The following is a 21,121-nucleotide window of genomic DNA, read 5'->3' as shown; positions in this document are numbered from 1 at the left end:
CGGGGGCCGGGTGATCCGCCCCCGGGGCCGGGTCTCGGTCTCAGCCGATGTGGTAGCTGTCCCCGTACACCTTCCAGTTCAGTGGCGGATCGAGATTCAGGTTCCGCTTCTGCAGGAACACCCGCTGTTCGGTGTCGACCCGGGTCGTGTCGGAGTGGGCCTCCTCCTGCTTCATCGCCCAGACGCGCGCGTCGAGGAAGGCGTTCAGATACGTCACCTCGTCGCCGCCCTGGGCCGGCGGCTTGGCCTTGGCCAGGGCACGCCTGCGGATGTTGCTGAAGCTGGTGCTGTCACTGCCGTCGCCGTGCATCACGATGGCGTCGTAGTAGGTGAACTGGCCGAGGACACCGATGCCGTCGGTCTTGCCCTGGGCGACGGCGGGGTTGAAGTAGACCCGGTCCCGCTCGTCGTTCTGGGCCTGCTGGAACGCGGTGTCCTGGGCGGCCTTGCGCCAGTCGGCGGGGAAGCCGGGGTCCAGGCCCTGGTGCGAGTCGCTGCCGTTCACGTTGCGCAGGGCGGGCAGGTACTTGGCGAGGACGTTGCCCGGCTTGCGCTGGGTGTACAGCTCGACCAGGTCCAGCATGTCGCCGGTGCCCGAACAGAAGCCGATGATGCCGGCCGTGTAGCCGCGCCCGTCACCGATGTCCTCGATGTACTTGTACTGCGCCTTCCAGTCCAGCGAGGAGTTCTCCGCGCTGGAGACCAGCTTCATCGCGATCTCCTTCTTCGCCGGGTCGTCCAGACCGCCTGAGGCGGCGGCCTGGGACCGGGTCGCGAGGAGGGGGCCTGCCACCAGCGAGGCTCCGATCAGCGTGAGCAGTGTGCGCCGCGAGGTGTGGAGCTGGGGACGTATGTGGGGGGTGTGCACGGTACCTCCGATGAGGGGAGTGTTGCGTCCACTTACTGTTAGGAAAGTTTCCTACCAGAGATTCCGGACGGAGTACACCCGCGCAACGAGACCGAGTTGACGCTCCCTCCACGGCTGCCGGGTGCCTCTGGGGCAGGGTCTGAGCCGGCAGTCCTGGTCAGGACCGGTTGCGAGGGGAGAGGCGCGTCATCAAGGGCGTGGGCCGGGCGGTGGAGATGTGCGGGACGTGTCCCCGTCCCGGTCGCAGGATCGCCGCCGCCAGGACCAGGGCCGTCAGCGCGATCCCCGTGGCCACCGTGAACGCGAGCCGGTATCCGTCCGCCATGGCCGCCACGGCCCCCTCACCCCCGCCGGTCAGACGCTCCGTACGGCTCGCCGCCAACGTGGTCAGCGCGGCCAGCCCCAGCGAACCACCCACCACCTGCGTGGTGTTGAAGAGCCCGGAGGCCAGTCCCGCGTCCTCCTCCCGGGCGCCCGTCATGGCGAGCCCCGTCACCGCGGGCATCGCGGCCGCGAAACCGGCGGCGAGCAGCAGCATCGCCGGCAGCACGTCGGCGACGTACGAGCCGTCGGCCGGGGCCCGGCTCAGCAGGGCCATGCCCCCGGTGATGAGGACGAGCCCGGCGAGCAGCACCCGGTACGGTCCGAACCGGGCGATCGTCCGCGCGGACAGGGTCAGCATCAGCACCCCGATCGCGATCGGTGCCGGGAGAAACGCGGTGCCGGTGGCCAACTCGCTGTATCCGAGTACGCGTTGGAGGTAGAGCGCACCGATGTACTGGAAGCCGAACATCCCCGCGACCATCAGGATCTGCACCCCGTTGGCGCCGCTCAGGGCGCGGGAGCGGAAGAGCCGCAGCCGCAGCAGCGGACGGGCGGCCCGCGCCTGACGCAGGACGAAGCCGACGTAGAGACCGAGCGTGACCACGGCCAGGGTGAGCGTGGTCCCCGGATTCCGGTCGCCGGCGCCGACGATCGTGTACACCGTCAGCATCAGCGCGCCCGTGACCAGCGCGGCCCCGGGATAGTCGGCGCCCTTGCCGAGCCCGACTCCCTGGTCCGGGGCGAGGATCCGGATCGCGGCGAGCCACGCGACCACTCCGATCGGCAGGTTGATCAGAAAGATCCAGTGCCAGCCGACCGTCTGGGTCAGCGCCCCGCCGAGGAACGTGCCGAGTGCCCCGCCCGCCGCGCCGACCGCACTGAACACCGCGATGGCGCGGGCCTGTTCGCGCGGTTCGGGGAAGAGCGCGACCAGCATGCCGAGGACGACGGCCGAGGTCATCGCCCCGCCGACACCCTGCAGAGCGCGGGCCGCGACCAGCAGGCCCCGGCCGGTGGCGACCCCGCACAGCACGGACGCCGCCGTGAACAGCACGAGCCCGGCGGCGAACATCCGCCTGCGCCCCACGAGGTCACCGAGCCGGCCCACGAGCAGCAACAGCCCGCCGAACGGGATCAGATACGCGTTCACCACCCAGGCGAGCCCCGGCCCCGAGAACCCCAGATCACTCTGGATCGCGGGCATCGCGACGGTGACGATGTTCCCGTCCAGGATCGTCATCAGGGTGCCCGCGCACAGGACGACGAGCGAGGCCCAGCGGGAGTAGGTTCGGGGTACCGGCGGCTCGGACGGTGACTCGGTCCGGAACGGCATGACGACGACCTCCATATGTGCGACCGCGTATACGACGCGTTTCCATAGGTGCACGACTTGTAACGGGGTACATCGTGAGTGACCATGGAGATCGGTATAAGGAGGCACCTCAATGTCCCAAGGGAACACCGGTGTTACCCCGCAGGTCGTGCACGCGCAGGCGTGCCCGGTCCGCGAGGTTCTTGACAGGGTCGCCGGGAAATGGAGCGTTCAGATCATCGTGGCCGCCGCGCACGGCCCGATCCGCTTCACCCAACTGGAGCGCAGCATCGAGGGCATCAGCCGCCGCATGCTGACCCTCACGCTGCGCAATCTGGAGCGCGACGGACTCCTCACCCGTACCGTCCACCCGACGGTCCCGCCCAAGGTCGAGTACGAACTCACGCCGGTGGCCGCCGAGTTGCACGCCACTCTGCTGTCCCTGACGGACTGGGCGGAGCGGCACCGGGTCACGATCGCCGAGTCGCGCGCCGCCTACGACGCTCAGCACAGCCCGGAGCTGCTGGACGCGTAGACCGCGCGCCGCGGGGTGGTCTCAGAGGCCGAAGACGCCCGGATCGGCGGCCAGCGCGCGGAAGTACACGCGGGGGTCCGCGACGAGCCTGCGCTCCTTGAGGTCCAGCAGCCCACCCACCGCGGTGAACTCGGCAGCCACCGTGCCGTCCGCCTTCCGTATCGTCTGCCCGATCCGGTAGGTCTTGCCCTCGCCCCAGGTGAACGCGCAGGTCACCTCGGTCCGGTCCCCCGCACGCAACTCCCGCAGATAGCGGATCGTCGTCTCCAGGGTCACCGGTCCCACACCCTTGGAGATCAGATCGGTCTGGCCTATCCCGGCCGCATCGAGTAAGCACCAGCGGGCGTGTTCGGCGTACTGCAGATACACGCTCTGGTTCAGATGACCCTGGACGTCGGTCTCGTACCCGCGGACGGTCACGGGCACGGAAAACGGCTCAGCCACGGCATTCCCTTCTTCGACCGTGCGTACGACGGCCGGAACGGACGCCACTCTACTGAGGGGTGGAAGGGGATCGAGGGACCTCATGCCCGCCGGGGTGAGGCAAGCACATACCGCGCTCCCGTACGCGCCTCCGTGTGCTCGCCGACCTGCCAGCCGGCCTTCTCCAGCGTCGCCGCGCAGGCCCGCAGCGCCTCGATGTCCGGCTCGCGCACGGCGACGGCCTCCGGCTGCGGAGTCGCCCGCACCCGATAGCCGGGGCCTTCCGCCGCCGCGGGGTCGTGCCCGGCGGCCTCCAGGGCGAGCGCGGCGGCCTGCACCAGATGCGTACGCTCCCACCCGCACGGACGGTCCACCGCCCCGTCCCGATTGGTCATCCGCCGCAGCTCCAGCAGCCCCTGCCAAGCACTGTGCACCTCACGTGTGCGGGAGGAACCGCCAACGGCGTTGTCCTCGCCGCCGATCCGCGCGGTGAACACGCCCGAGTCGGAGGTGGCGGCGGGAGGCTCAGGGGCCGCCGCCGGCTCGGGCGTCTCGCGTATCCGGTGCCCGGCGGGCGTCAGAAAGTGGGCGTGCGGCGGCCGCGGATGCCGGAAGGCGAGCCCCCGCTTCACCAGCGCGGCGAGCTGCGCGTCCGTCCCCTTCAGCCGCCCGGTCACCGGGTCCGCCGCATCGATGACACGCCGCTGCGCGACGGTCGGCGGTCGTGTCATGACGGCACCCCTTTCCGCAGCCGAAGGACGACGCCCCCGATGGGCCGACCCCATTCCCGGCCCACTCGAAGACTACGACGGGGGTCTGACATTCCAGCCGGCGACGACATGCCGCCGATGCTCGGTGCTGAGCCGGCTCATCGTCCCGGTGGCGAGCTGGAACAACGCGCCGTCCGAAGCCCGCAGCCCCAGCCGTCGCGCGGTCAGCACCCGCAGAAAGTGCCCGTGGGAGATGAGGACGACACTGCCCTCCGCCTCGGCGAGCGCCGCGTCGACCTTGGCGAGCATCCGTTCCGCCCGCGCCCCGACCTGCTCCGGGCTTTCCCCGGGATGCTCCGGCGGCCCCGGCGCGACGCCGTCGTCGAACAGGAACCAGTCGGGTCGGGTCCGGTGGATCTCCACGGTCGTGACCCCTTCGTACCCGCCGTAGTCCCACTCGCACAGGTCCGCGTCCACCCGCGCCCCCTCGACCCCGGCCAGCCGCGCCGTCTCCCGCGCCCGTTGCATCGGGCTCACGAACGCCGCCGCGATGTGGTGCGAGGCGACCAGCGGGGCCAGCCGCTTGGCCTGCTCGCGGCCGTTCTCCGTCAGCGGGATGTCGGTCGACCCGGTGTGTCGCCCGGACAAGGACCACTCGGTCTCGCCGTGCCGCACGAGCAGCAGGTCACCCATGGCCGACACCCTTCTCCGGTCCTGTCACTCCTTCCGTACGGTGTCATCGCCCCCGGCGGTCCGCAGGTCGGAGTGCGCCATACGGCGGCCCTACTGTCGATACCCGCCCAGGAACCGTCCGATCCGGCTGATCGCCGCGTCCAGGTCGTCGGCGTGCGGGAGGGTGAGGATGCGGAAGTGGTCGGGGCGGGGCCAGTTGAAGCCGGTGCCCTGGACGACCTGGATCTTCTCGCGGAGGAGGAGGTCCAGGACGAACTTCTCGTCGTCGTGGATCTTGTGTACCTCGGGGTCGATGCGCGGGAAGGCGTACAGCGCGCCCTTGGGCTTGACGCAGGAGACGCCCGGGATCTCGTTGAGCTTCTCCCAGACCCGGTTGCGCTGTTCGTGGAGGCGGCCGCCGGGCGCGGTCAGTTCGTGGATGGACTGGCGGCCTCCGAGCGCGGCCTGGATGGCGTACTGGGCGGGCGCGTTGGGGCACAGCCGCATGGAGGCCAGCATGGTCAGGCCTTCCAGGTAGTTGCGGGCGTGCTGCTTGGGGCCCGTCACCACCAGCCAGCCCGAGCGGAAGCCCGCCACCCGGTATGTCTTGGACAGGCCGCAGAAGGTGAGGACCACCAGGTCAGGGGCGAGCGCCGCGGCCGAGTGGTGGACGGCGTCGTCGTAGAGGATCTGGTCGTAGATCTCGTCCGCGAAGACCATCAGGCCGTGCCGGCGGGCGAGGTCGAGGATGCCCTCGATGATCTCCTGGGGGTAGACCGCGCCGGTCGGGTTGTTGGGGTTGATGATGACGACCGCGCGGGTGCGGTCGGTGATCTTCGACTCCATGTCGGCCAGGTCCGGGTACCAGTCCGACTGTTCGTCGCAGAGGTAGTGGACCGCCTTGCCGCCCGCGAGGGTCGTGACGGCCGTCCAGAGGGGGAAGTCCGGGGCGGGGATGAGGACTTCGTCGCCGTCCTCCACCAGCGCCTGGACCGCCATGGAGACCAGTTCGGAGACACCGTTGCCGAGGAAGACGTCGTCCACGCCGACATCGAGGCCCCGTTCCTGGTAGCGCTGGGCGACCGCGCGGCGGGCGGAGAGGATGCCGCGCGAGTCGGTGTAGCCGTGCGCCTGCGGCAGCATCCGGATCATGTCCTGGAGGATCTCCTCCGGCGCCTCGAAACCGAAGAGCGCGGGGTTGCCGGTGTTGAGGCGCAGCACGCTGTGGCCTGCCGCCTCCAGTGCGTCGGCCTGCTCGATCACCGGGCCGCGGATCTCGTAACAGACCTCGCTGAGCTTGCTCGACTGCCGGAACTCCATGCGCTGTGCCCTCCGGTTCGTGGTGTTGCTTGGTTTTACCAAGTGAGTGCTTGGAAAGTCCAACAACATGTCTAGACTGCGTCGCATGTCACCTCGCCGAAGCTACGACCAGTACTGTTCCGCGGCCCGCGCGCTCGACGCCGTCGGTGACCGCTGGACCCTCCTGATCGTCCGCGAGCTGCTCGGCGGGCCGCGCCGCTACACCGATCTGCACGCGGATCTGCCGGGCGTGAGCACGGACGTCCTCGCCTCCCGACTCAAGGACATGGAGCGCGACGGACTGACGACCCGGCGCCGGCTGCCGCCGCCGGGCGCCGCGTACGTCTACGAACTCACCGGCCGGGGGCGGGAGTTGCTGCCCGTGCTGCAGGCGCTCGGCGAGTGGGGCGCGCCCTCGCTGGGCGAGCGCGGAGCCACGGACGCCGTACGGGCGCACTGGTTCGCGCTGCCGCTGCTGCGGGGCCTGGCGTGGGAGGGTGCTACAGGGCTGGTCGAAGTCCGCCTGGAGGAGGGTGAGTTCCATGTGTGGCTGGGCGCCGAGGAGGGGCCCGTGTACGGGGACGGGCCCGCCCCGGAGGAGCCGGACGTCCGGCTCGGCCTCGACACCGGAACCTGCACGGATGTGAGCCGCGGGACCTCGACCGTGCTGGACGCGGTGCGTGACGGACGTATCGAGGTCACGGGGGAGAGCACCCTGGCCAAGGTGCTCCGCGGGGACTGACGCCGGTGCCCCCGCGGGTCCCGCAGCCGTGGCACGCCGCGCATCGTCGGCCACATGTACTCCAACCGTTCCTTTGGACCGAGCAGGTGTGAGCCCGATCAGCCGCACGCCCCGAACGGTGTTGGGCGCACTGGTCCCCGGCGTACTCATCCCCGGGGCGGCGACACACATCCTGTGCGTGGTCCGTTCCCGGGAGGCCAGCTCCCTAGGCGACCTGGCCATGTGAGTACGGCCAGAGGCGACGGGGAGGCCCTGAACCATCACTCCGATGGAGCAGGGGCCAGTTGCCAACCCCAGCTGGTTCGAGTGCCGTTACGACGGCGGCAACCCGGGCGGGGGACGAGGCCCGCCGTGCCGAGGGGGCACGGCGGGCCTTCGCCGTCACGGAGCCGTCACGGACGCCTACGTGTGACTAGGCGCCCGGCGGCACCCGGGAAGGCCGCCCGGACCCCCGGGTCAGCGCGTACCCGCCGATGCCCGCGAGCGCCGCGAGGATGCCGCCGATCGCGGTCCACACCCAGCGGTCGGACCACCAGCCGGAGGCCCAGCCGTCGTCGGGCTCGATGGACGACAGCGCGGCCGTCGACGAACCGGAGCCGGAGTCGGACTTCTCGGCGCTCGTCGCGATGCCCGGCACCAGCGGCTTCGCCAGCGAACCGTCCACCGCCGCCGACCCGCCGATGTCCTTGGAGTCGACCTTGACCTCGGCCCCGATCGGCAGACCCAGGTCGGAGGCCTGGAGCCCGGTGACGGTCAGCCGGACGTAGTACGTGCCCGGCAGCGGGTCGTTGGCCCAGGTCTCCGACCAGGAACGGACCGTGCGCAGGGTGCAGGCCAGTTCCACGGTGGCCGCGTCCTGTGCCGCCGTCCGTGTCTGTGCCCCGTACTGGCAGGCCTGGCGGCGTCGCAGCCCGTCGTATACGTCGAGCTGCCAGGTCTGGCCGGCGTGCCGCGTGGAGGCCTCCGGGAGCTTCACCGTCGCCTTCACGGTGGGCCGCTGCCCGGCGTCCGCGGGGAACGACCAGTACAGGTAGTCGCCCGTGGACCCGCTGGCGGTGGCCTGCTGGCCCTGCTTGATCTCGGTCGCCGTACGGAACGACGTGCCGGCCTGGGTCGGCGCGGCGCTGTCGCCCGAGGGGCTCGCGGAGGGCGAGGAGTCGGCCGCGGCGGGCGCCGCGGCGATCCCGAGCAGCAGCAGGGCGGTGCTCAACACTCTTCTGACACGCATCAGTTGGTCCTCCAGACCGCGATCCGCAGGCGCGAGACCCAGCCCCACAGCACACCCGCAAGGAAGCCGGTGAGCACGAGGGCCCCGAGCAGCCACCAGCCGCGGCCGAGGCCGAAGGAGGCCACGTCGCTCGCCTGGTCCGGTCCGTCCACGACGTCCACCGTCAGCTCCACCGGCATGCCCGGCGCGGTCTTCACGCCGCTCGCCGCCGAGAAGGAGTTGGACACCTGAAGGCACACGGTCTCTGCGGGGGCGTTCTCGTCGTCGCTCTCGGCCTTGGGATAGCGCAGACCGGTGGAGATGGCGTCGGTACGGCCGTTGCCCGCCGCCTCGCCGCGCACGATCTCACGTCCGTGCACGGTGACCGCGCGCAGCAACACCCCGTAGTCCGGGTTGACCTCGCGGTCGGCCGCGACGCTCACCGAGGCGCGCAGCTCCTGGCCCGGCTTGACGTCCACGCGGTAGTAGCGGTGCTGCCCGAACTCCTCGCGGTCCGTGTACAGCCCGGACTTCAGCGTCGGGGCACTCGTGCAGGCGGCGGCGCCCTCCACGGCGACCGGCGTCACCACCGGGTCGGCGGCACGCTTCACCAACTGACCCACGCGGTCGGTGAGTTCTTCCTTGTGCTGGACCGAGGTGTACGTGCCGCCGGTCGCGTCCGCGATGCAGCTGAGCTGGTCGCGGGTCTTGGCGTCGGGCACGAGCCCGAGGGTGTCGATGGTGAGCCCGATGCCCTTGGCGGCGATCTCGCGGGCCACCTCGCATGGGTCGAGCGGCTGGCAGGTGTCCTCGCCGTCGCTGATCAGCACGATCCGCCGGGTGCCGTTGCCGCCGTCGAGGTCGTCGGCCGCCTTGAGCAGCGCGGGACCGATCGGCGTCCAGCCGGTGGGCGTGAGGGTCGCGACGGCGGTCTTCGCCTCCGTGCGGTCCAGTGTGCCCACCGGGTACAGCTGGGCGGTGTCCTTGCAGCCCGTCTTGCGGTCGTTGCCGCGGTAGTTGGCGCCGAGGGTCCGTATGCCGAGCTGGACCTCCTCGGGTGTCGCGTCGAGCACCTCGTTGAACGCCTGCTTCGCCGCGGACATGCGCGACCCGCCGTCGATGTCGCGCGCCCGCATCGAACCGCTGACGTCCAGCACGAGTTCGACCTTGGGAGCGGCCTGCTCCGCCGTTTCGTCGGCGACCGCTCCGGTCGGGAAGGCGATCCCGGCCGTCAGGGCGGCGAGCAGGGCGCAGACTCCTGCCGCCAGCCGTTGTCTTGTGATCATCGCCGGATCCTATTGATCAAAGGTGCCGGGCTTCAAAACGATCTACGAACTATTGGGTGGCGAACGGGTTGGGAAGCTGCGCCCAACTGTCCCCGGGCGTCTTGGGAGACAGCCGCATCAAGGTCAACGCCTTGGTCGGCAACGGCTCTTCGAGCAGTGCAGCCAGGTCCGGGGTGCGCGGCAGATCCCGTACGACCGTCTCCAGGGCCTCCCGCAGCACCGCCGAGGATCCCGCGGTCGCCCCCAGTGTGCCGCCGATCAGCGAGCCGAACATCTTGCGGCGCAGGGTGGTCACGTCGTCCGTGACGATCCGTCCGGACAGCGCCGGCACGGGGATGCCGTGCCGGGCCAGCCGGGCCGGGCTCACGCGGATGTCGGCCAGATCGCGGTAGACGAGCCGGACCGGGGCGCCGGTGGCGGACAGTACGACCAGGAGGTTCTGGCCGTGTGCCTCCAGGGCCACCCCCTGGTCGAGCAGCCGCAGACAGACGGTGAGCGCGAGGCGGGTGAGGTCGGCCAGCCAGGCGGCCGACCGGGGCAGCTCGGTGGTCGCGAGGGCGGCCACCGGCAGGACGCGTTCGCCCAGGTGCGCGTACACGTCCGGGGACTCGCGCAGCACCGCCGCCAGGTCGGGGGAGTGGGCCGTGACGGCGCCCAGGGTGCGGGTGACGTGCAGCAGGCCGTCCGTGCGGGCCGCCATGTCCTCCGCGAACGCCGACACCGTCGCCGACGTCTCGATCGAGTAGACCGAGATGTCCCGCACGGAGGAGGTCAGCCGGGCGCTCAGCGCGGTCTTGATGTGCGGCCCGTCGGGGAGGGCGAGGGTGCGCAGCGACATCAACGGGTGTGCGGGGACGACCTCCTGGGGCGCGGCACGCAGGACATGCGCCGTCTGCCAGGGGTGGACCGGGATCAGGATACGGTCCTCGTCCCGCAGCCACTTGGGCCACTCGCCCCGGACCAGACAGTCGTCGACGGCCACCAGGCCCAGTTCCACCACCGGCCGGTGCTCCGGCCCGTACGCGAGCTGCTCGGCCGCGGAGAAGCCGGGACGCGAACGGCAGTTGGGGTGGTACGGGTGTCCGTCGACCACCCGCTGCTCCCACTCCCAGCCGGTCGTAGGCTCCCGGCCGGCGGCGGCCTGGTCGGCGCGGGAGAGGGCCAACGAGGCGACGCTGTGGTCGAGTTCGGCCGCGAAGGCGGCGGCGTGGGGGACGGCGAGGGTCGTCATGAGCCGCGCCGGACGGTCGTACGCCGTGTCGTCCAGCCGGACCTCGGTGACGTATGTGGTGGTCGCGTACGGATCCGGGCGCGGGCCGTACAGCCTCCGGCCGTCGGTGAGGTGGAGCGTGAGCCCGTCGGCCCCCGGCTCGCGGTGCGCGATCCACGGCATGGGCTCATACGCCAGCGCACGCCACAGACGGCTCAGCACGGCCGCCCGGGCGCCGGGGAGCCCGGCCGCGTACGGCGCCGAGAGGGCGGGGCGTACGGCGCTCAGCTCGTCGGCGAGCGCTGCCTCGGCGTCGGGCGTGGGAGGACGGTGCACGGTCGGGCTCCTTGGGTACGGGGACTGTGCGTCGCGGTCGCCCGCGCCGACAGACATACTGATCACCAGTGCACCGTATGGAACGAATGGATCGCGTGGATTCCATGCCCCCCAGGGACGACATAGAAGAGGCCGCCGACGCGTACGCCGCCGCGCCGCTGCTCAATTGTCTGCTGCGGGAGGTGGGGGTGCCCGCAGCGGACCCCGGCCGGGTCGCCGGGGGCTCCGGTGTGTTCCGGCTCCGCTCCAGTGGGCGGCTGCTGCGGGTGCGGGTGACGCGCAGGCCCGTGGCGCCCGAGGTGTACGCCGACGGGGCATGGCACCGGCTCACCCACGCCGAACTGGTCAAACTCACCACCGAGGAACTGCGCGGATCCACCGGTCTGTCCAACCACGAGCTGCCCGCCGAGATGATCGACAGCCGGGACGCGGTGGCCGCGCTGCTCGCCGCCCGCCTGCACGCGACGCCGCCCGCGGACCCGTACATCCGCTCCGAGCAGTCCCTGATCACCGGGCACCCGTACCACCCCGCGCCCAAGGCCCGAGGCGGTGGCCCCGTCACCGGCTGGCTGCCCTACGCGCCCGAGGCGTACGCCCGCTTCCCGCTGGAGCTGCTCGGCGTGCGGGAGGACGCGGTCGTCGAGGAGGGCGACACCTCGGCGCTCGACGACTTCGGGCCGGCTCCGGAGGGTTACCGGCTGCTTCCGGCCCACCCCTGGCAGCTCGACATGGTCGGCGCTCGCCCGGAGATCCGGGAGGCCTTCGCGGACGGCCGGCTGATCCGCCTGGGCCGCACCGCGCGCCCGCTGTGGCCGACGGCAGCCATCCGCACGCTCTACGCCCCCGAGGACGACGTCTTCGTCAAGTTCAGCCTCGACGTGCGCATCACCAACGACATCCGCCGGTTGTGGCGCCACGACCTGCTGAAACTGCGCCGCACCGACGAGGCGACAGCCGCCGCGTTCGCGACCACCGGTGCGGGCGCCGCCTGGCTGAGCGACCGCGGCTACCGCACCGCCGACTTCGCCTTCGAAGAACTCGCGGTCCTCGTCCGCGACGGGCTGCGCGAGCACGTCGTCCCCGGCGCGACCCCGCTCCTCGCCGCCGCCCTCGTCGAGCGCTTCGAGGGCGGTCCCCTCGACGGTCTCACCGACCCGTCCGCCTGGTGGACGGCGTATCTGCGCCAGGTCGTACCGCCGGCCCTTGCGGCCTTCGCGCTGCACGGCGTCGTCATCGAGGCGCACCTCCAGAACACGGTGGTGGCCGTGGACGCCGACGGCATCCCCGTGCAGGCGCTGTTCCGGGACGCGGAGGGCGTGAAGCTGCTCACGGACGTGGACCGGGCCGCCGGATGGGAGCGGCTGGTCTACTGCCTGATCGTCAACAACGTGTCGGAACTCGCCGCCCTGCTCGCGGAGGACCACCCGGGCTGGGACCCGTGGCCCGCCGTACGGACCGAGTTGGCCCGGCACGGCCTGCCCGGGATCGCGCACGAGATCGCCGAGCTGCTCGCCGCCCCCACGCTCCCCGGCAAGACGAATCTGCTGCTCCGCTGGACGGGCGCGGACGGCGCGGACGCCCGCTACCTCCCGCTGCCGAATCCGCTGGCGCGCGCCTAGTAGGGCTTGGTCAGGTCGGTTGTGGTGGTGCGTGTCCTGTCGGCCCGGTGTGGCGTTGAGAGTGTGTGACTCCGGACGAGATTGCTGTGGTGCGTGGTGAGTTGGAGGCGTTCGCGGCGGAGGTGTTCGAGCCGTTCGCGCGCAAGGATCAGCGCCGGTGGGGGCAGGTTTATCTGCGGGGGCTGCTGACCGACGGGCAGCGTAAGTCGGTCGAGCCGATGGCCGCCCGGCTCGGGGAGGACGGCAATCGTCAGGCACTGGCCAACTTCATCACCACCAGCCCCTGGGACCCGGCACATATCCGGGCCCAGCTCGCCTGGCGGATGGAGAAGGTGATCGGGCCGGAAGCCCTGGTCTTCGACGACACCGGGTTCCTCAAGGACGGGACTGCCTCGGCATGCGTGTCGCGGCAGTACACCGGCACCGCGGGCAAGGTCACCAACTGCCAGGTCGGCGTCTCGGTCCACCTCGCGTCCGAGACCGCCTCGGCGGCGGTCAACTGGCGGCTGTTCCTGCCCCGGACCTGGGATCCCGCCTCACCGAAGGCCGATGCGGACAAGATCGCCCGCCGCACCGCCTGCGGCATCCCGGACGATGTCGGGCATGTGGAGAAGTGGCAGCTGGCCCTGGACATGCTCGACGAGACCCGCTCGTGGGGGATCGAGGTGCCGCTGGCCGTCGCGGACGCCGGATACGGCGACGCTGCCGCGTTCCGCCACGGACTGCAGGCCCGCGGCCTGAATTACGTGGTGGGGATCTCCACCACGCTGTCGGCTCAGCCCGCCGACGCGGTGCCGGTGGCCGAGCCGTACTCCGGGACCGGACGCCCGCCGGTGGCCAAGTATCCCGACAAGCCACGGTCGGTGAAGGAGTTGGTCATCGCGGCGGGGCGGAAGGCAGCTCGGCCGGTGCAGTGGCGTGAAGGCTCCCGGCCTGGCACCGGCCGCTCCGGCCGCAAGCGGATGTACTCCCGCTTCGTGGCCTTGCGCATCCGGCCTGCCGGACGCGAGGTTCGGCAGGCCACCAACGGCCCGGAGCTGCCAGAGTGCTGGCTGTTGGCCGAATGGCCTGCCGGTGAGAGCGAGCCGGTGCAGTTCTGGCTGTCCGACCTGCCCTCCGGCATGCCTCTGACCACGCTGGTCCGGCTCGCCAAGCTCCGCTGGCGCATCGAGATGTGTCAACCACAGTGCACTCATAAATGGGAACTGGCTGTTTGATCTTCGTCTTGGGCCGGGATTCGTGGGTCGGTGTCGGTCCAGCGGAGTCGGGTGTACCAGCCGGGCGGGCGGGTGCGTCGCTCGCGGAGTTCGGCGAGTTCGGTGGGTCCAGCGTGGAGGATCCACCGGTAGGGGCGCCGGGACTCCTTGCGGGCGTTCACCCAGCCGCGGTAGATCCACGAGTAGAGGGTGACTGCGGGCATGTCGAGTTCGGCGGCGAGGTCTTCCAGCCACCACTCATCGTGGCCGGGTGCTTCGCCGGGTGGCGGGGCCGGCCGGGTGCGGGCGGGTGGCAGGCAGCCGAGTTCGCGCAGGATCTCCTTGACCGCGCTGGCGCTGATCCGGTCTCCGCGTCCGCGGGCCGGGCGGAAGCCCTCCGCGTGCAGGCGCCGGGCGATCGCCTCGGCGCGGTGGTCCTGCCCGGCCAGCTCGAGGACACGCTCCTTGATCTGCGGGAAGTAGCTGAGTTGTTGCAGGAGGGCGACGGGGCGGGCGGTCTCGCCCGTGGTTGTCCTCCCGCCGGCCCAGGTGATGGTGACGGTGACCCGTTCGCTCGTGCCCAGCACGGTGACGGTGACCTGCTCCACGAGCGCGCGGATGATCTCTTTGCGGTCGGTGGCGGTGGTCGTCGGCGCACTCCACAGGCCCTCGATGTCGTCGGCCAGCGCGGTGATGGCCTGCTGCTCGGCGGCGGTGAGGGTGCATGGACGGGTCAGTGTGAAGCGGTCGTATTCCTCCTGCAGGGTCTGCTGGGCGGCAAGGGCCTGCTCCCAGTCCTTTTCCAACTGCCGTACGACCAGGCGGTTCTCGGGCTCGGCGAGGCGGTAACAGCGTCGGGCCCGGTCGGCGCTGATCGCGGCGTGTTCCAGCCGCTGGGACCAGATTTTCTCCAGCTCGGCCCGCTCGGCCAGGACCTGCTCAGCCGCGTGTAAGGAGACCTCCAGCGCGGCCGGGGCCAGCGCGGCCAGGACATGGGCGGTGACGAAGGCATCCACGCAGGCCCCGTTCAGTGCCTGGCAGCGCTCCCCGGATCCGTAGTCGGTCATCTGCCGGGCGCACACGTAGTCGGGGCGGGTGCTGCCCGCGTGCTGGTGGTAGCGCACGGTCATGCGCTTGCCGCAGCGGCCGCACTTGACCAGCCCGGCCAGCAGCGCGGGGCCGCCGCGGACCGTGCCGGGGGTCTCGGCCCGGGCGGCGTTGGCCGCGAGCCGGGCCAGGTTGGCCCGGTACTGCTCGATGGTGAGGTAGGCGGGCAGTGCGTCGGGGATGAACACCAGCCACTCGTCCTCACCGCGCACCACCCTGCCGGTGGAGGGGCGTCCCGGTTGCTGTCGGCGGTGCTCGACCCTGCGGCGTCCGTAGGCGTAGATCCCGGCATAGACCGGACTGTGCAGCATGCACTGGAGCGTCATCCGGTTCGGCCGCCGCCACTCCAGCTCGCCCTTGTCGGGGCCCCTGCGCAACCGGACGGGCAGTTCGATCCCGTGCTCGACCAGCCAGCGCAGCACCGCGTGCAGGGTGCCGAGCTCGGCGAACTTGCTGAACACCAGCCGCACCACGGTCTGTGCCTGCTCATCCGGGTCGAGGACCGCCTCGCCGGACGGCCGGCGCACATAGCCGATCGGCAGCGGCACGGCCAGTTCTCCGCGGCGGGCCTTGTTCACCCGCCCGGCCTGCATGCGCTGCTTGATCAGATGGAGTTCGGCCTCGGCCATCGTCCCCTTCAGCCCCAGCAGCAACCGGTCATTGTGCTCCGCCGGGTCATAGACCCCGTCGGTGTCCGCCAGCAGCGCACCGGACAGGGCGCACAACTCGATGAGCTGGTACCAGTCCTTCCCCGATCGTGCCAGGCGGGACATCTCGATGCCCAGTACCAGGCCGACATGGTCCAGCCCGATCTCGGTGACCAGGCGCTGGAACCCCGAGCGTCCGACCGTACTCGCCCCGGAACGGCCCAGGTCCTCATCGATCACCACCACCCGCGAGGCGGGCCAGCCCAGCGAGGCCGCCCTGTCCACCAGCGCGTACTGCAACCGGGTCGACTCCTGGTGATCCGCCACCTGTTGCATGCTCGACTGCCGCACATACACGACCGCGAGCCTGGTCAGCTGCCGGTCGCTCACCTTGCTCCCAGACCGCTCCCACGGCATCAGCGCCGTCATGACCGGTCCGCCTCACCGCTCACCGACGGTGCAGCTGCCGCCTCCGGCAGAGCCCGGCCCGCCAACACCGCCAGCCATCGCACCGCCAGCAGCCGGTTCACCTCCGGCAGCCCCGCCCACACCTCCTCGCCCAGGCCCTGACGGGCCAGGCTCTGGGGCAGCCGCCCCCTGCGTCGTCCACGACGACTCGCTCTCCTCTTCACCCTGCCGAGCCCGCAGCCGCTCGACCACCGCGACCAGCCGCAACAGCCCCTCACGCCCGATTACCGGCACATCACCTACCTGATACCCATTCATAGGTGCAGTGTGCTTGGCAGATTGAGCACGACTACCGGGAGATGAAGCAGGCCCTGGGCCTGGCCCATTTCGAGGGCCGGACCTGGGGCGGCTGGCACCACCACGTCACCCTTGTCTCTGTCGCACATGCCTTCTGCACTCTGCAACGACTGGCCCGGGCCCCAAAAGACACGGCGTCGGCCTGAGCCTCTACCAGGTCGTCCGCGAGCTACAGACACTGCTCGCGGTCTGGACCGGCGCCTGCCCGACCTGCCACCGCGACATACCAGCACCAATACAGACCTGACCAAGCCCTACTAGTGCCGGGTTCCTCCTCGGCTGGGTACATGTCCTGATGGCGGGGGCAGTGACCAGCTCAACTCCCGTGCCGGCCAACGGATCTGGGGCAGACCCCACCCCACCACCAACGGGGTCGCCGCCGTCGGCACGCCGACAAGGCGAGACGAACATCGGGGGGACGGCAGATGAACGTGATGATGGAGCGATCCGACCCGGGCGGCGCCGCGCACACGTCGGCACCCGCGTCCGGTAAACGACGGTACGATCACCGTCGGATTAGCCCGTTGGGTCGCCGCGGGTTCCTCCACCGTGGGGGCACTCCGTCCGTGCCCTGCTTTCCGGGCAGGCCAGGTGCATGGTCCAAGTGCGATGTCCGCGCTCTGACGAGCAGCTTGCGTATGGAAAGGGAGAATCGCTCCGATGGCCAATGAGGACGCCGTGTCCGAAGAGTCGGGCAGCGAGCGTGTGATTGCCGGCCGCTACAGTCTGCTCTCGCCCCTCGGCGCGGGCGGCATGGGCACCGTGTGGCGCGCCTACGACAAGGTGTTGCAGCGCGAGGTTGCCATCAAGGAGGTCCGGGCGCCTGCCGGACTGGCGGCGCCCGACATCGAGCGGATGTACACGCGGCTGGAGCGTGAGGCGTGGGCCGCGGCCCGGGTGGCGCACCGGAACGTGGTGACCGTCTACGACGTGGCCATGGAGGAGGGCCGCCCGTGGATCGTCATGGAGTTGGTCCGCGGTCAGTCGCTGGCCGACCTGCTCAAGGCCGAGGGCCGGCTCTCCCCGCAGCGTGCCGCGTCCATCGGCCTCGAGGTGCTCGCCGCGCTCAACGCCGCCCATGAGACCGGTGTGCTGCACCGCGACGTGAAACCGGCCAACGTGCTGATGGCCAAGGACGGCCGGGTGGTGCTCACCGATTTCGGCATCGCCATGATCGAGGGCGATTCCGCGCTCACCATGACCGGTGAAGTCGTCGGATCGCCCGAATTCCTGGCTCCGGAGCGGGCGCTGGGCCGGCGGTCCGGGCCCGCGTCGGACCTGTGGTCGCTCGGCGTGCTGCTGTACGCGGCCGTCGAGGCACGCTCCCCCTTCCGCCAGAACACCCCGCTCAGCACCCTGCGGGCCATCGTGGACGCGGAGTTGCCGCAAGTCCGCCGGGCCGGCGCCCTCACTCCGGTCATCGAGGGGCTGCTGCGCAAGGATCCGGACGAACGTCTCACTGCCGAGCAGGCGGAACAGGACCTGCGGCTCATCTGCCAGGGCGGCGTCCCCGACGCGGGAATCGTGCAGCCGCCTTCTGACTCCCCGACCGTTTCGGCGCAGCCCACGACACGCACGTCTCCCGCGGATCCTGGGGAACAGCCCACGGTCACACATTCCCTGGCGCAGCCCACGGTCGCTGATCCCTTGGCGCAGCCCACGGTCGCTGATTCCCTGGCGCAGGCGACGGTCGCGGATCCTTCGGCGCAGCCCACGGCCACGCATTCCCTGGCGCAGGCGGCGGACGCGGATCCTGGGGCGCAGCCCGCGGTCGCGGATCCCGCGGTGCCGGTTCCGCGCGCCGCGGGAACACCCCCCTCCTCCCTCCCCCCGGTTGACGCGCGGCGCAGTCGGCGCAGCATCGCGCTCGTCGCCGCGGGCGTGTCCCTGTGCGTGCTGGCGCTGGCCGGGGTGGGCTATGCGCTCATGAACGACGGAAACGGAAGCGGAGATCGGCAGAGCGCCGGCAAGGCCACCGCAGGGGCGGGTTCGGCCTCGAAAAACGCCGAGAACGCCACGGCCTCGAGCACACAGGGCGACGACCAAGGCGCCTCCGCCACCCTGGGGGTGCGGGTGACGGTGACGGGTTCGCACACGACGTACTCGGGACAGTGCCCGCCGCCGAGCGAGCAGGCGCCCACCTTTACGGCGACGTTCTCGGTGGACCGGCTGCCGGCCCAGTTCTCCTACCGGTGGGTGTCCAAGGACGGCTCGGTGACCGATCCGCACTGGAGGACGCTGGTGTTCTCGGATGACGGAGGACTCAGCAAGCAGGACACGGTGAGCCTGAGCACGTGGGCGGAAGCCGGAAAGCTCGAGAGCGAAATCGGCGTGGAGCTCAAGGCACCCTTGCACGGCAAGTCCAACATGGTGCCTCTGTCGCTGACTTGCGAGGCCGGTTCGGGCTGAGGCACGCCTTCCGGGCACCGACCGACGGCTCGGACCGCGTTGCCGAGGGTCGCAACGGGCCGCCGCGGAAAGGATTCCGCCACTCTTCGCCGCATATCGAGTGCGTGGATCGGGGCGGCCCTCGGTCCCGGCCGTCCCGTGCCTGGAGTTCTCCTGCAGCGCGGCGAGGTGTCCGGATCACGGCCCCGCACCGAGGCGCGGAACGAATTTGTCGCAAGAATCGAACTAAACCAGGTCACGTTCACGTTTGAGTGAAGGCTCCGGTCTCGTGTCGGGTCAGCCGCGTCACGCGGCCTCTCTTTCGCAGTTGGATGTCGTTCATAAGGAGTATGAGTGCCATCGGTCATCTTGGGGCAAACGGGCCCCTTCACTGGTCAAAGCGTGGTCCTGAGCGCTGCTCCACTGACCTTCGGTCGCAAGAGTGACAACGACGTCGTGATCGTCAGCGTCAACGCCTCCCGTCTGCACGCCGAAATCATCGAGGAGGATGCCGGCTTCGTGGTCTACGACCGCAACAGCCGCAACGGCACCTTCGTCAACGACCAGCGCATCACACGGCACGTACTGCGCTCCGGCGACCGCATCCGAATCGGTGAGGAGACCTTCCTCTTCGAGTCGCAGGACGCCATGGAGACGGTGATGGATCTCTCCCACCTGGACGCACCCCGGGTGAGCGCCTCCGCGGACCCCGGCATCCTCAGGGTCACCATCACCGGCGGTGGCCCGGTGGGCCTCGCCTTCGCGCTGACGCTGGAGAACATGCTGCGCGGGCGGGTCTCGATCACGGTCTACGAAGGGCGGTGGATCAAGAACGGCTCCACCGTCGTCTGGAAGGACGAGACCCAGGGGAACGTCCGTCGCCAGCAGGTCGTGACCATCCAGAGTCGGCAGTACCTCGCTCTGCCTGAGGAGATACGGTCGGCGCTGTTCGAGGACGCGGACGACTATTCGGAGATGTGGCCCGTCGGACCGGACTCCGTGGACGGTCTGCCTCCCCGCAACATCCGGATCGCCTACGTCGAGGACCGCCTGCTGGAACTGGCGAACAAGAACGCCGCGATCCGGCTGGTGACGGAGCGGTTCGACTCGTCGGAGCATCAGAGTCGGCTCTCGCAGGAACACGTCCTGGCGATCTGTGAAGGCGGACGATCCCGCACGAGGGAGCACTACGCCGACCGCTTCGGCGCGGCCGACGCCTCGATCTACTCCCTCGACGGCGACCATCTGCAGGACGTGGTGCTGGGACTCCGGGTGAAGTCCCCGCTGTCAGACCAGATGAGCGTCCTGCTGACCGTGTCTCAGAACAGGTTTCTTCTCAACTCGCTGCGCGGCGAAGGCTTCTTGAACATGCGGCTCACCCGCGAGGAGGCCCGAAACGTGATCGGCATCGACCCGGTCCGTCAGGTCTTCGAGGAGTGCATCGCCGCTCGCCCCTGCGTCATGAGCCGCGAAGAGGACCACGAGTTCCGCTGTCCCACGCACGGAACCCTCTTCCTGCCCGCCCTGCTGCGCAGTTCGCCCTTGTGGAAGCGGATCCGGGAAGGACTGAAGCTGTTCGGCGTGCCCGAGAACGACCTCACCGCGATCACGTCGTTCCGACTGGACATGGTGCAGCGCCCGCGGTTCACGGCGCAGCTGAGCCGCCCGACCTCGACGGGCCCCGGCATGTACGGCTTCCTGCTGGGCGACGCGGCCAACGCCATCCACTTCTGGCCGGGTCGCGGTCTCAACAGCGGTCTCGCCTCGGCCACTTCGCTCGCCCGCTCCCTCAGTCGCACCTGGCAGGGCAAGCCGCTGCGCGACGCCGACTTCATCCGGCACGAGGCGGCCATGTCCATGCTTCAGTACCGGCACAAGAGCCGGGCCTGGAACGCCATGGTCACCACCGACGAACAGGGCGTCACCCGCGCCATCAAGGACATCATCGCCCGCAGCATGGAACCGGAGCCCGGCGACGGCTCCGAGCCCGAACACGCGTCCCTCGACGCGCTGCTGGAGCGCATGAGCGCGATACGCGAGCGCCTCGCATCCCGTCTCCCCGGTATGCCCACTGACGAGGAACTGCGCGACCACCTCCTGACGCTGGACCCGGCCACGCTCCGCACGCTCCAGGAAAGCGGTGCGTGGGACACCCTGATCGTCGGCGGGGAGGAAGCCGACATCGACCTCTTCTACCAATCGGACTCCCCCGTCTACGTCCCTCGCCCCACCGATCCCCGCATCGGCCCACCGGCCCTCGTGCCGCAGGATTCCGTGCCCTCCAACCCGGTCTGAGGCCGGGCGGGACATTCCGCGGTGAGGAGAACACGGCTCCTCTTCCTCCCGAGGAAGAGGAGCCGTGTTCTTCGAAGTCGTACAGGGCATGATCATGATGGAGGCGAGCTGTCCACGTCGATTACCTTGGTTGCGCATGTCCGAGGTTGGTCATGGATTGTAAGGTTAGAAAGATGTACG

At 70.3% G+C, this 21,121-nt stretch carries 15 protein-coding genes and 2 pseudogenes; 7 read left to right on the top strand and 10 right to left on the bottom strand.

Features of this window, described 5'->3' with window-relative positions; all coding sequences use genetic code 11:
• Positions 1–40: 40 nt before the first annotated feature.
• Both SMIR_RS05815 and SMIR_RS05810 read right to left on the bottom strand, forming a co-directional pair.
• The gene (locus SMIR_RS05815) at positions 41–868 is read right to left on the bottom strand and encodes a chitosanase (RefSeq protein WP_248003209.1); all 828 of its coding nucleotides are present in this window, start codon (positions 866–868) and stop codon (positions 41–43) included.
• A 157-nt stretch (positions 869–1,025) separates the two neighbouring features.
• A complete protein-coding gene (locus tag SMIR_RS05810) occupies positions 1,026–2,525 on the bottom strand; it encodes an MFS transporter (protein ID WP_282190331.1) in 1,500 nt (499 codons plus the stop codon).
• Between the two features lie 112 nt (positions 2,526–2,637).
• Between SMIR_RS05810 and SMIR_RS05805 the strand changes: the two genes are divergently transcribed.
• Positions 2,638–3,039, top strand: coding sequence for a winged helix-turn-helix transcriptional regulator (locus SMIR_RS05805; protein ID WP_168497107.1), 402 nt, complete (start codon positions 2,638–2,640; stop codon positions 3,037–3,039).
• Between the two features lie 21 nt (positions 3,040–3,060).
• Here SMIR_RS05805 and SMIR_RS05800 read toward each other — a convergent pair whose 3' ends face one another.
• From SMIR_RS05800 to SMIR_RS05785, 4 genes are all read right to left on the bottom strand, one after another.
• Entirely contained in the window at positions 3,061–3,483 is a 423-nt protein-coding gene (locus SMIR_RS05800; RefSeq protein ID WP_212726698.1) for an acyl-CoA thioesterase, read from the bottom strand.
• An 80-nt stretch (positions 3,484–3,563) separates the two neighbouring features.
• Positions 3,564–4,193 (bottom strand): hypothetical protein, encoded by a 630-nt coding sequence (locus SMIR_RS05795; protein ID WP_168497111.1) that lies wholly within the window; start codon positions 4,191–4,193, stop codon positions 3,564–3,566.
• 72 nt (positions 4,194–4,265) lie between these two features.
• The gene (locus SMIR_RS05790; protein WP_168497113.1) at positions 4,266–4,865 is read right to left on the bottom strand and encodes a histidine phosphatase family protein; all 600 of its coding nucleotides are present in this window, start codon (positions 4,863–4,865) and stop codon (positions 4,266–4,268) included.
• A 90-nt stretch (positions 4,866–4,955) separates the two neighbouring features.
• Positions 4,956–6,164 carry a pyridoxal phosphate-dependent aminotransferase gene (locus SMIR_RS05785; protein ID WP_054237061.1) on the bottom strand — a complete coding sequence of 403 codons (1,209 nt, stop codon included), beginning with the start codon at positions 6,162–6,164 and terminating at the stop codon, positions 4,956–4,958.
• Between the two features lie 85 nt (positions 6,165–6,249).
• On the opposite strand from SMIR_RS05785, the gene SMIR_RS05780 reads away from it, so the two are divergent.
• Positions 6,250–6,885 (top strand): winged helix-turn-helix transcriptional regulator, encoded by a 636-nt coding sequence (locus SMIR_RS05780; RefSeq protein ID WP_248003210.1) that lies wholly within the window; start codon positions 6,250–6,252, stop codon positions 6,883–6,885.
• Between the two features lie 412 nt (positions 6,886–7,297).
• On the opposite strand, the gene SMIR_RS05775 is transcribed toward SMIR_RS05780, so the two are convergent.
• The 3 genes from SMIR_RS05775 to SMIR_RS05765 are packed head-to-tail and all read right to left on the bottom strand — an operon-like array spanning position 7,298 to position 10,924.
• A complete protein-coding gene (locus tag SMIR_RS05775) occupies positions 7,298–8,113 on the bottom strand; it encodes a hypothetical protein (protein WP_168497116.1) in 816 nt (271 codons plus the stop codon).
• Positions 8,113–9,378, bottom strand: a complete 1,266-nt coding sequence (locus SMIR_RS05770) for a VWA domain-containing protein (protein WP_168497118.1) — start codon at positions 9,376–9,378, stop codon at positions 8,113–8,115. Before SMIR_RS05770 ends, SMIR_RS05775 begins: the two co-directional genes overlap by 1 nt.
• A 49-nt stretch (positions 9,379–9,427) precedes the next feature.
• The gene (locus SMIR_RS05765; protein ID WP_249938377.1) at positions 9,428–10,924 is read right to left on the bottom strand and encodes an IucA/IucC family protein; all 1,497 of its coding nucleotides are present in this window, start codon (positions 10,922–10,924) and stop codon (positions 9,428–9,430) included.
• 86 nt (positions 10,925–11,010) lie between these two features.
• Here SMIR_RS05765 and SMIR_RS05760 point away from each other — a divergent pair, with 86 nt between their 5' ends.
• Together SMIR_RS05760 and SMIR_RS05755 are read left to right on the top strand one after the other, a co-directional pair.
• A complete protein-coding gene (locus SMIR_RS05760; protein ID WP_212728308.1) occupies positions 11,011–12,543 on the top strand; it encodes an IucA/IucC family protein in 1,533 nt (510 codons plus the stop codon).
• Positions 12,544–12,608: 65 nt separating this feature from the next.
• Positions 12,609–13,724: pseudogene (locus SMIR_RS05755) on the top strand (IS701 family transposase); the annotation flags it as partial.
• 11 nt (positions 13,725–13,735) lie between these two features.
• Here the strand turns inward: SMIR_RS05755 and SMIR_RS05750 are convergent.
• Complete coding sequence (locus SMIR_RS05750) at positions 13,736–15,922, bottom strand: recombinase family protein (RefSeq protein ID WP_212726697.1); 2,187 nt, start codon at positions 15,920–15,922, stop codon at positions 13,736–13,738.
• Positions 15,923–16,233: 311 nt separating this feature from the next.
• On the opposite strand from SMIR_RS05750, the pseudogene SMIR_RS05745 reads away from it, so the two are divergent.
• From SMIR_RS05745 to SMIR_RS05735, 3 genes and pseudogenes are all read left to right on the top strand, one after another.
• Positions 16,234–16,404, top strand: a pseudogene (locus tag SMIR_RS05745) (IS701 family transposase); the annotation flags it as partial.
• Positions 16,405–16,918: 514 nt separating this feature from the next.
• Positions 16,919–18,667: a serine/threonine-protein kinase gene (locus SMIR_RS05740; RefSeq protein WP_248003212.1), complete on the top strand. Its 1,749-nt coding sequence runs from the start codon at positions 16,919–16,921 to the stop codon at positions 18,665–18,667.
• 333 nt (positions 18,668–19,000) lie between these two features.
• Positions 19,001–20,941: an FHA domain-containing protein gene (locus SMIR_RS05735; protein WP_168497120.1), complete on the top strand. Its 1,941-nt coding sequence runs from the start codon at positions 19,001–19,003 to the stop codon at positions 20,939–20,941.
• Positions 20,942–21,121 lie beyond the last annotated feature (180 nt).

The organism is Streptomyces mirabilis (assembly GCF_018310535.1).
GTDB lineage: Bacteria > Actinomycetota > Actinomycetes > Streptomycetales > Streptomycetaceae > Streptomyces.
This window is presented reverse-complemented; position numbering and strand designations above follow the sequence as displayed.

Excerpts from the sequence above, each read along its gene's own strand:
- SMIR_RS05810 (WP_282190331.1), bottom strand. The coding sequence starts at position 2,525 with ATGCCGTTCCGGACCGAGTCACCGTCCGAGCCGCCGGTACCCCGAACC.
- SMIR_RS05805 (WP_168497107.1), top strand. The coding sequence starts at position 2,638 with ATGTCCCAAGGGAACACCGGTGTTACCCCGCAGGTCGTGCACGCGCAG.
- SMIR_RS05795 (WP_168497111.1), bottom strand. The coding sequence starts at position 4,193 with ATGACACGACCGCCGACCGTCGCGCAGCGGCGTGTCATCGATGCGGCG.
- SMIR_RS05790 (WP_168497113.1), bottom strand. The coding sequence starts at position 4,865 with ATGGGTGACCTGCTGCTCGTGCGGCACGGCGAGACCGAGTGGTCCTTG.
- SMIR_RS05785 (WP_054237061.1), bottom strand. The coding sequence starts at position 6,164 with ATGGAGTTCCGGCAGTCGAGCAAGCTCAGCGAGGTCTGTTACGAGATC.
- SMIR_RS05780 (WP_248003210.1), top strand. The coding sequence starts at position 6,250 with ATGTCACCTCGCCGAAGCTACGACCAGTACTGTTCCGCGGCCCGCGCG.
- SMIR_RS05775 (WP_168497116.1), bottom strand. The coding sequence starts at position 8,113 with ATGCGTGTCAGAAGAGTGTTGAGCACCGCCCTGCTGCTGCTCGGGATC.
- SMIR_RS05770 (WP_168497118.1), bottom strand. The coding sequence starts at position 9,378 with ATGATCACAAGACAACGGCTGGCGGCAGGAGTCTGCGCCCTGCTCGCC.
- SMIR_RS05760 (WP_212728308.1), top strand. The coding sequence starts at position 11,011 with ATGGATCGCGTGGATTCCATGCCCCCCAGGGACGACATAGAAGAGGCC.
- SMIR_RS05750 (WP_212726697.1), bottom strand. The coding sequence starts at position 15,922 with ATGACGGCGCTGATGCCGTGGGAGCGGTCTGGGAGCAAGGTGAGCGAC.
- SMIR_RS05740 (WP_248003212.1), top strand. The coding sequence starts at position 16,919 with ATGGCCAATGAGGACGCCGTGTCCGAAGAGTCGGGCAGCGAGCGTGTG.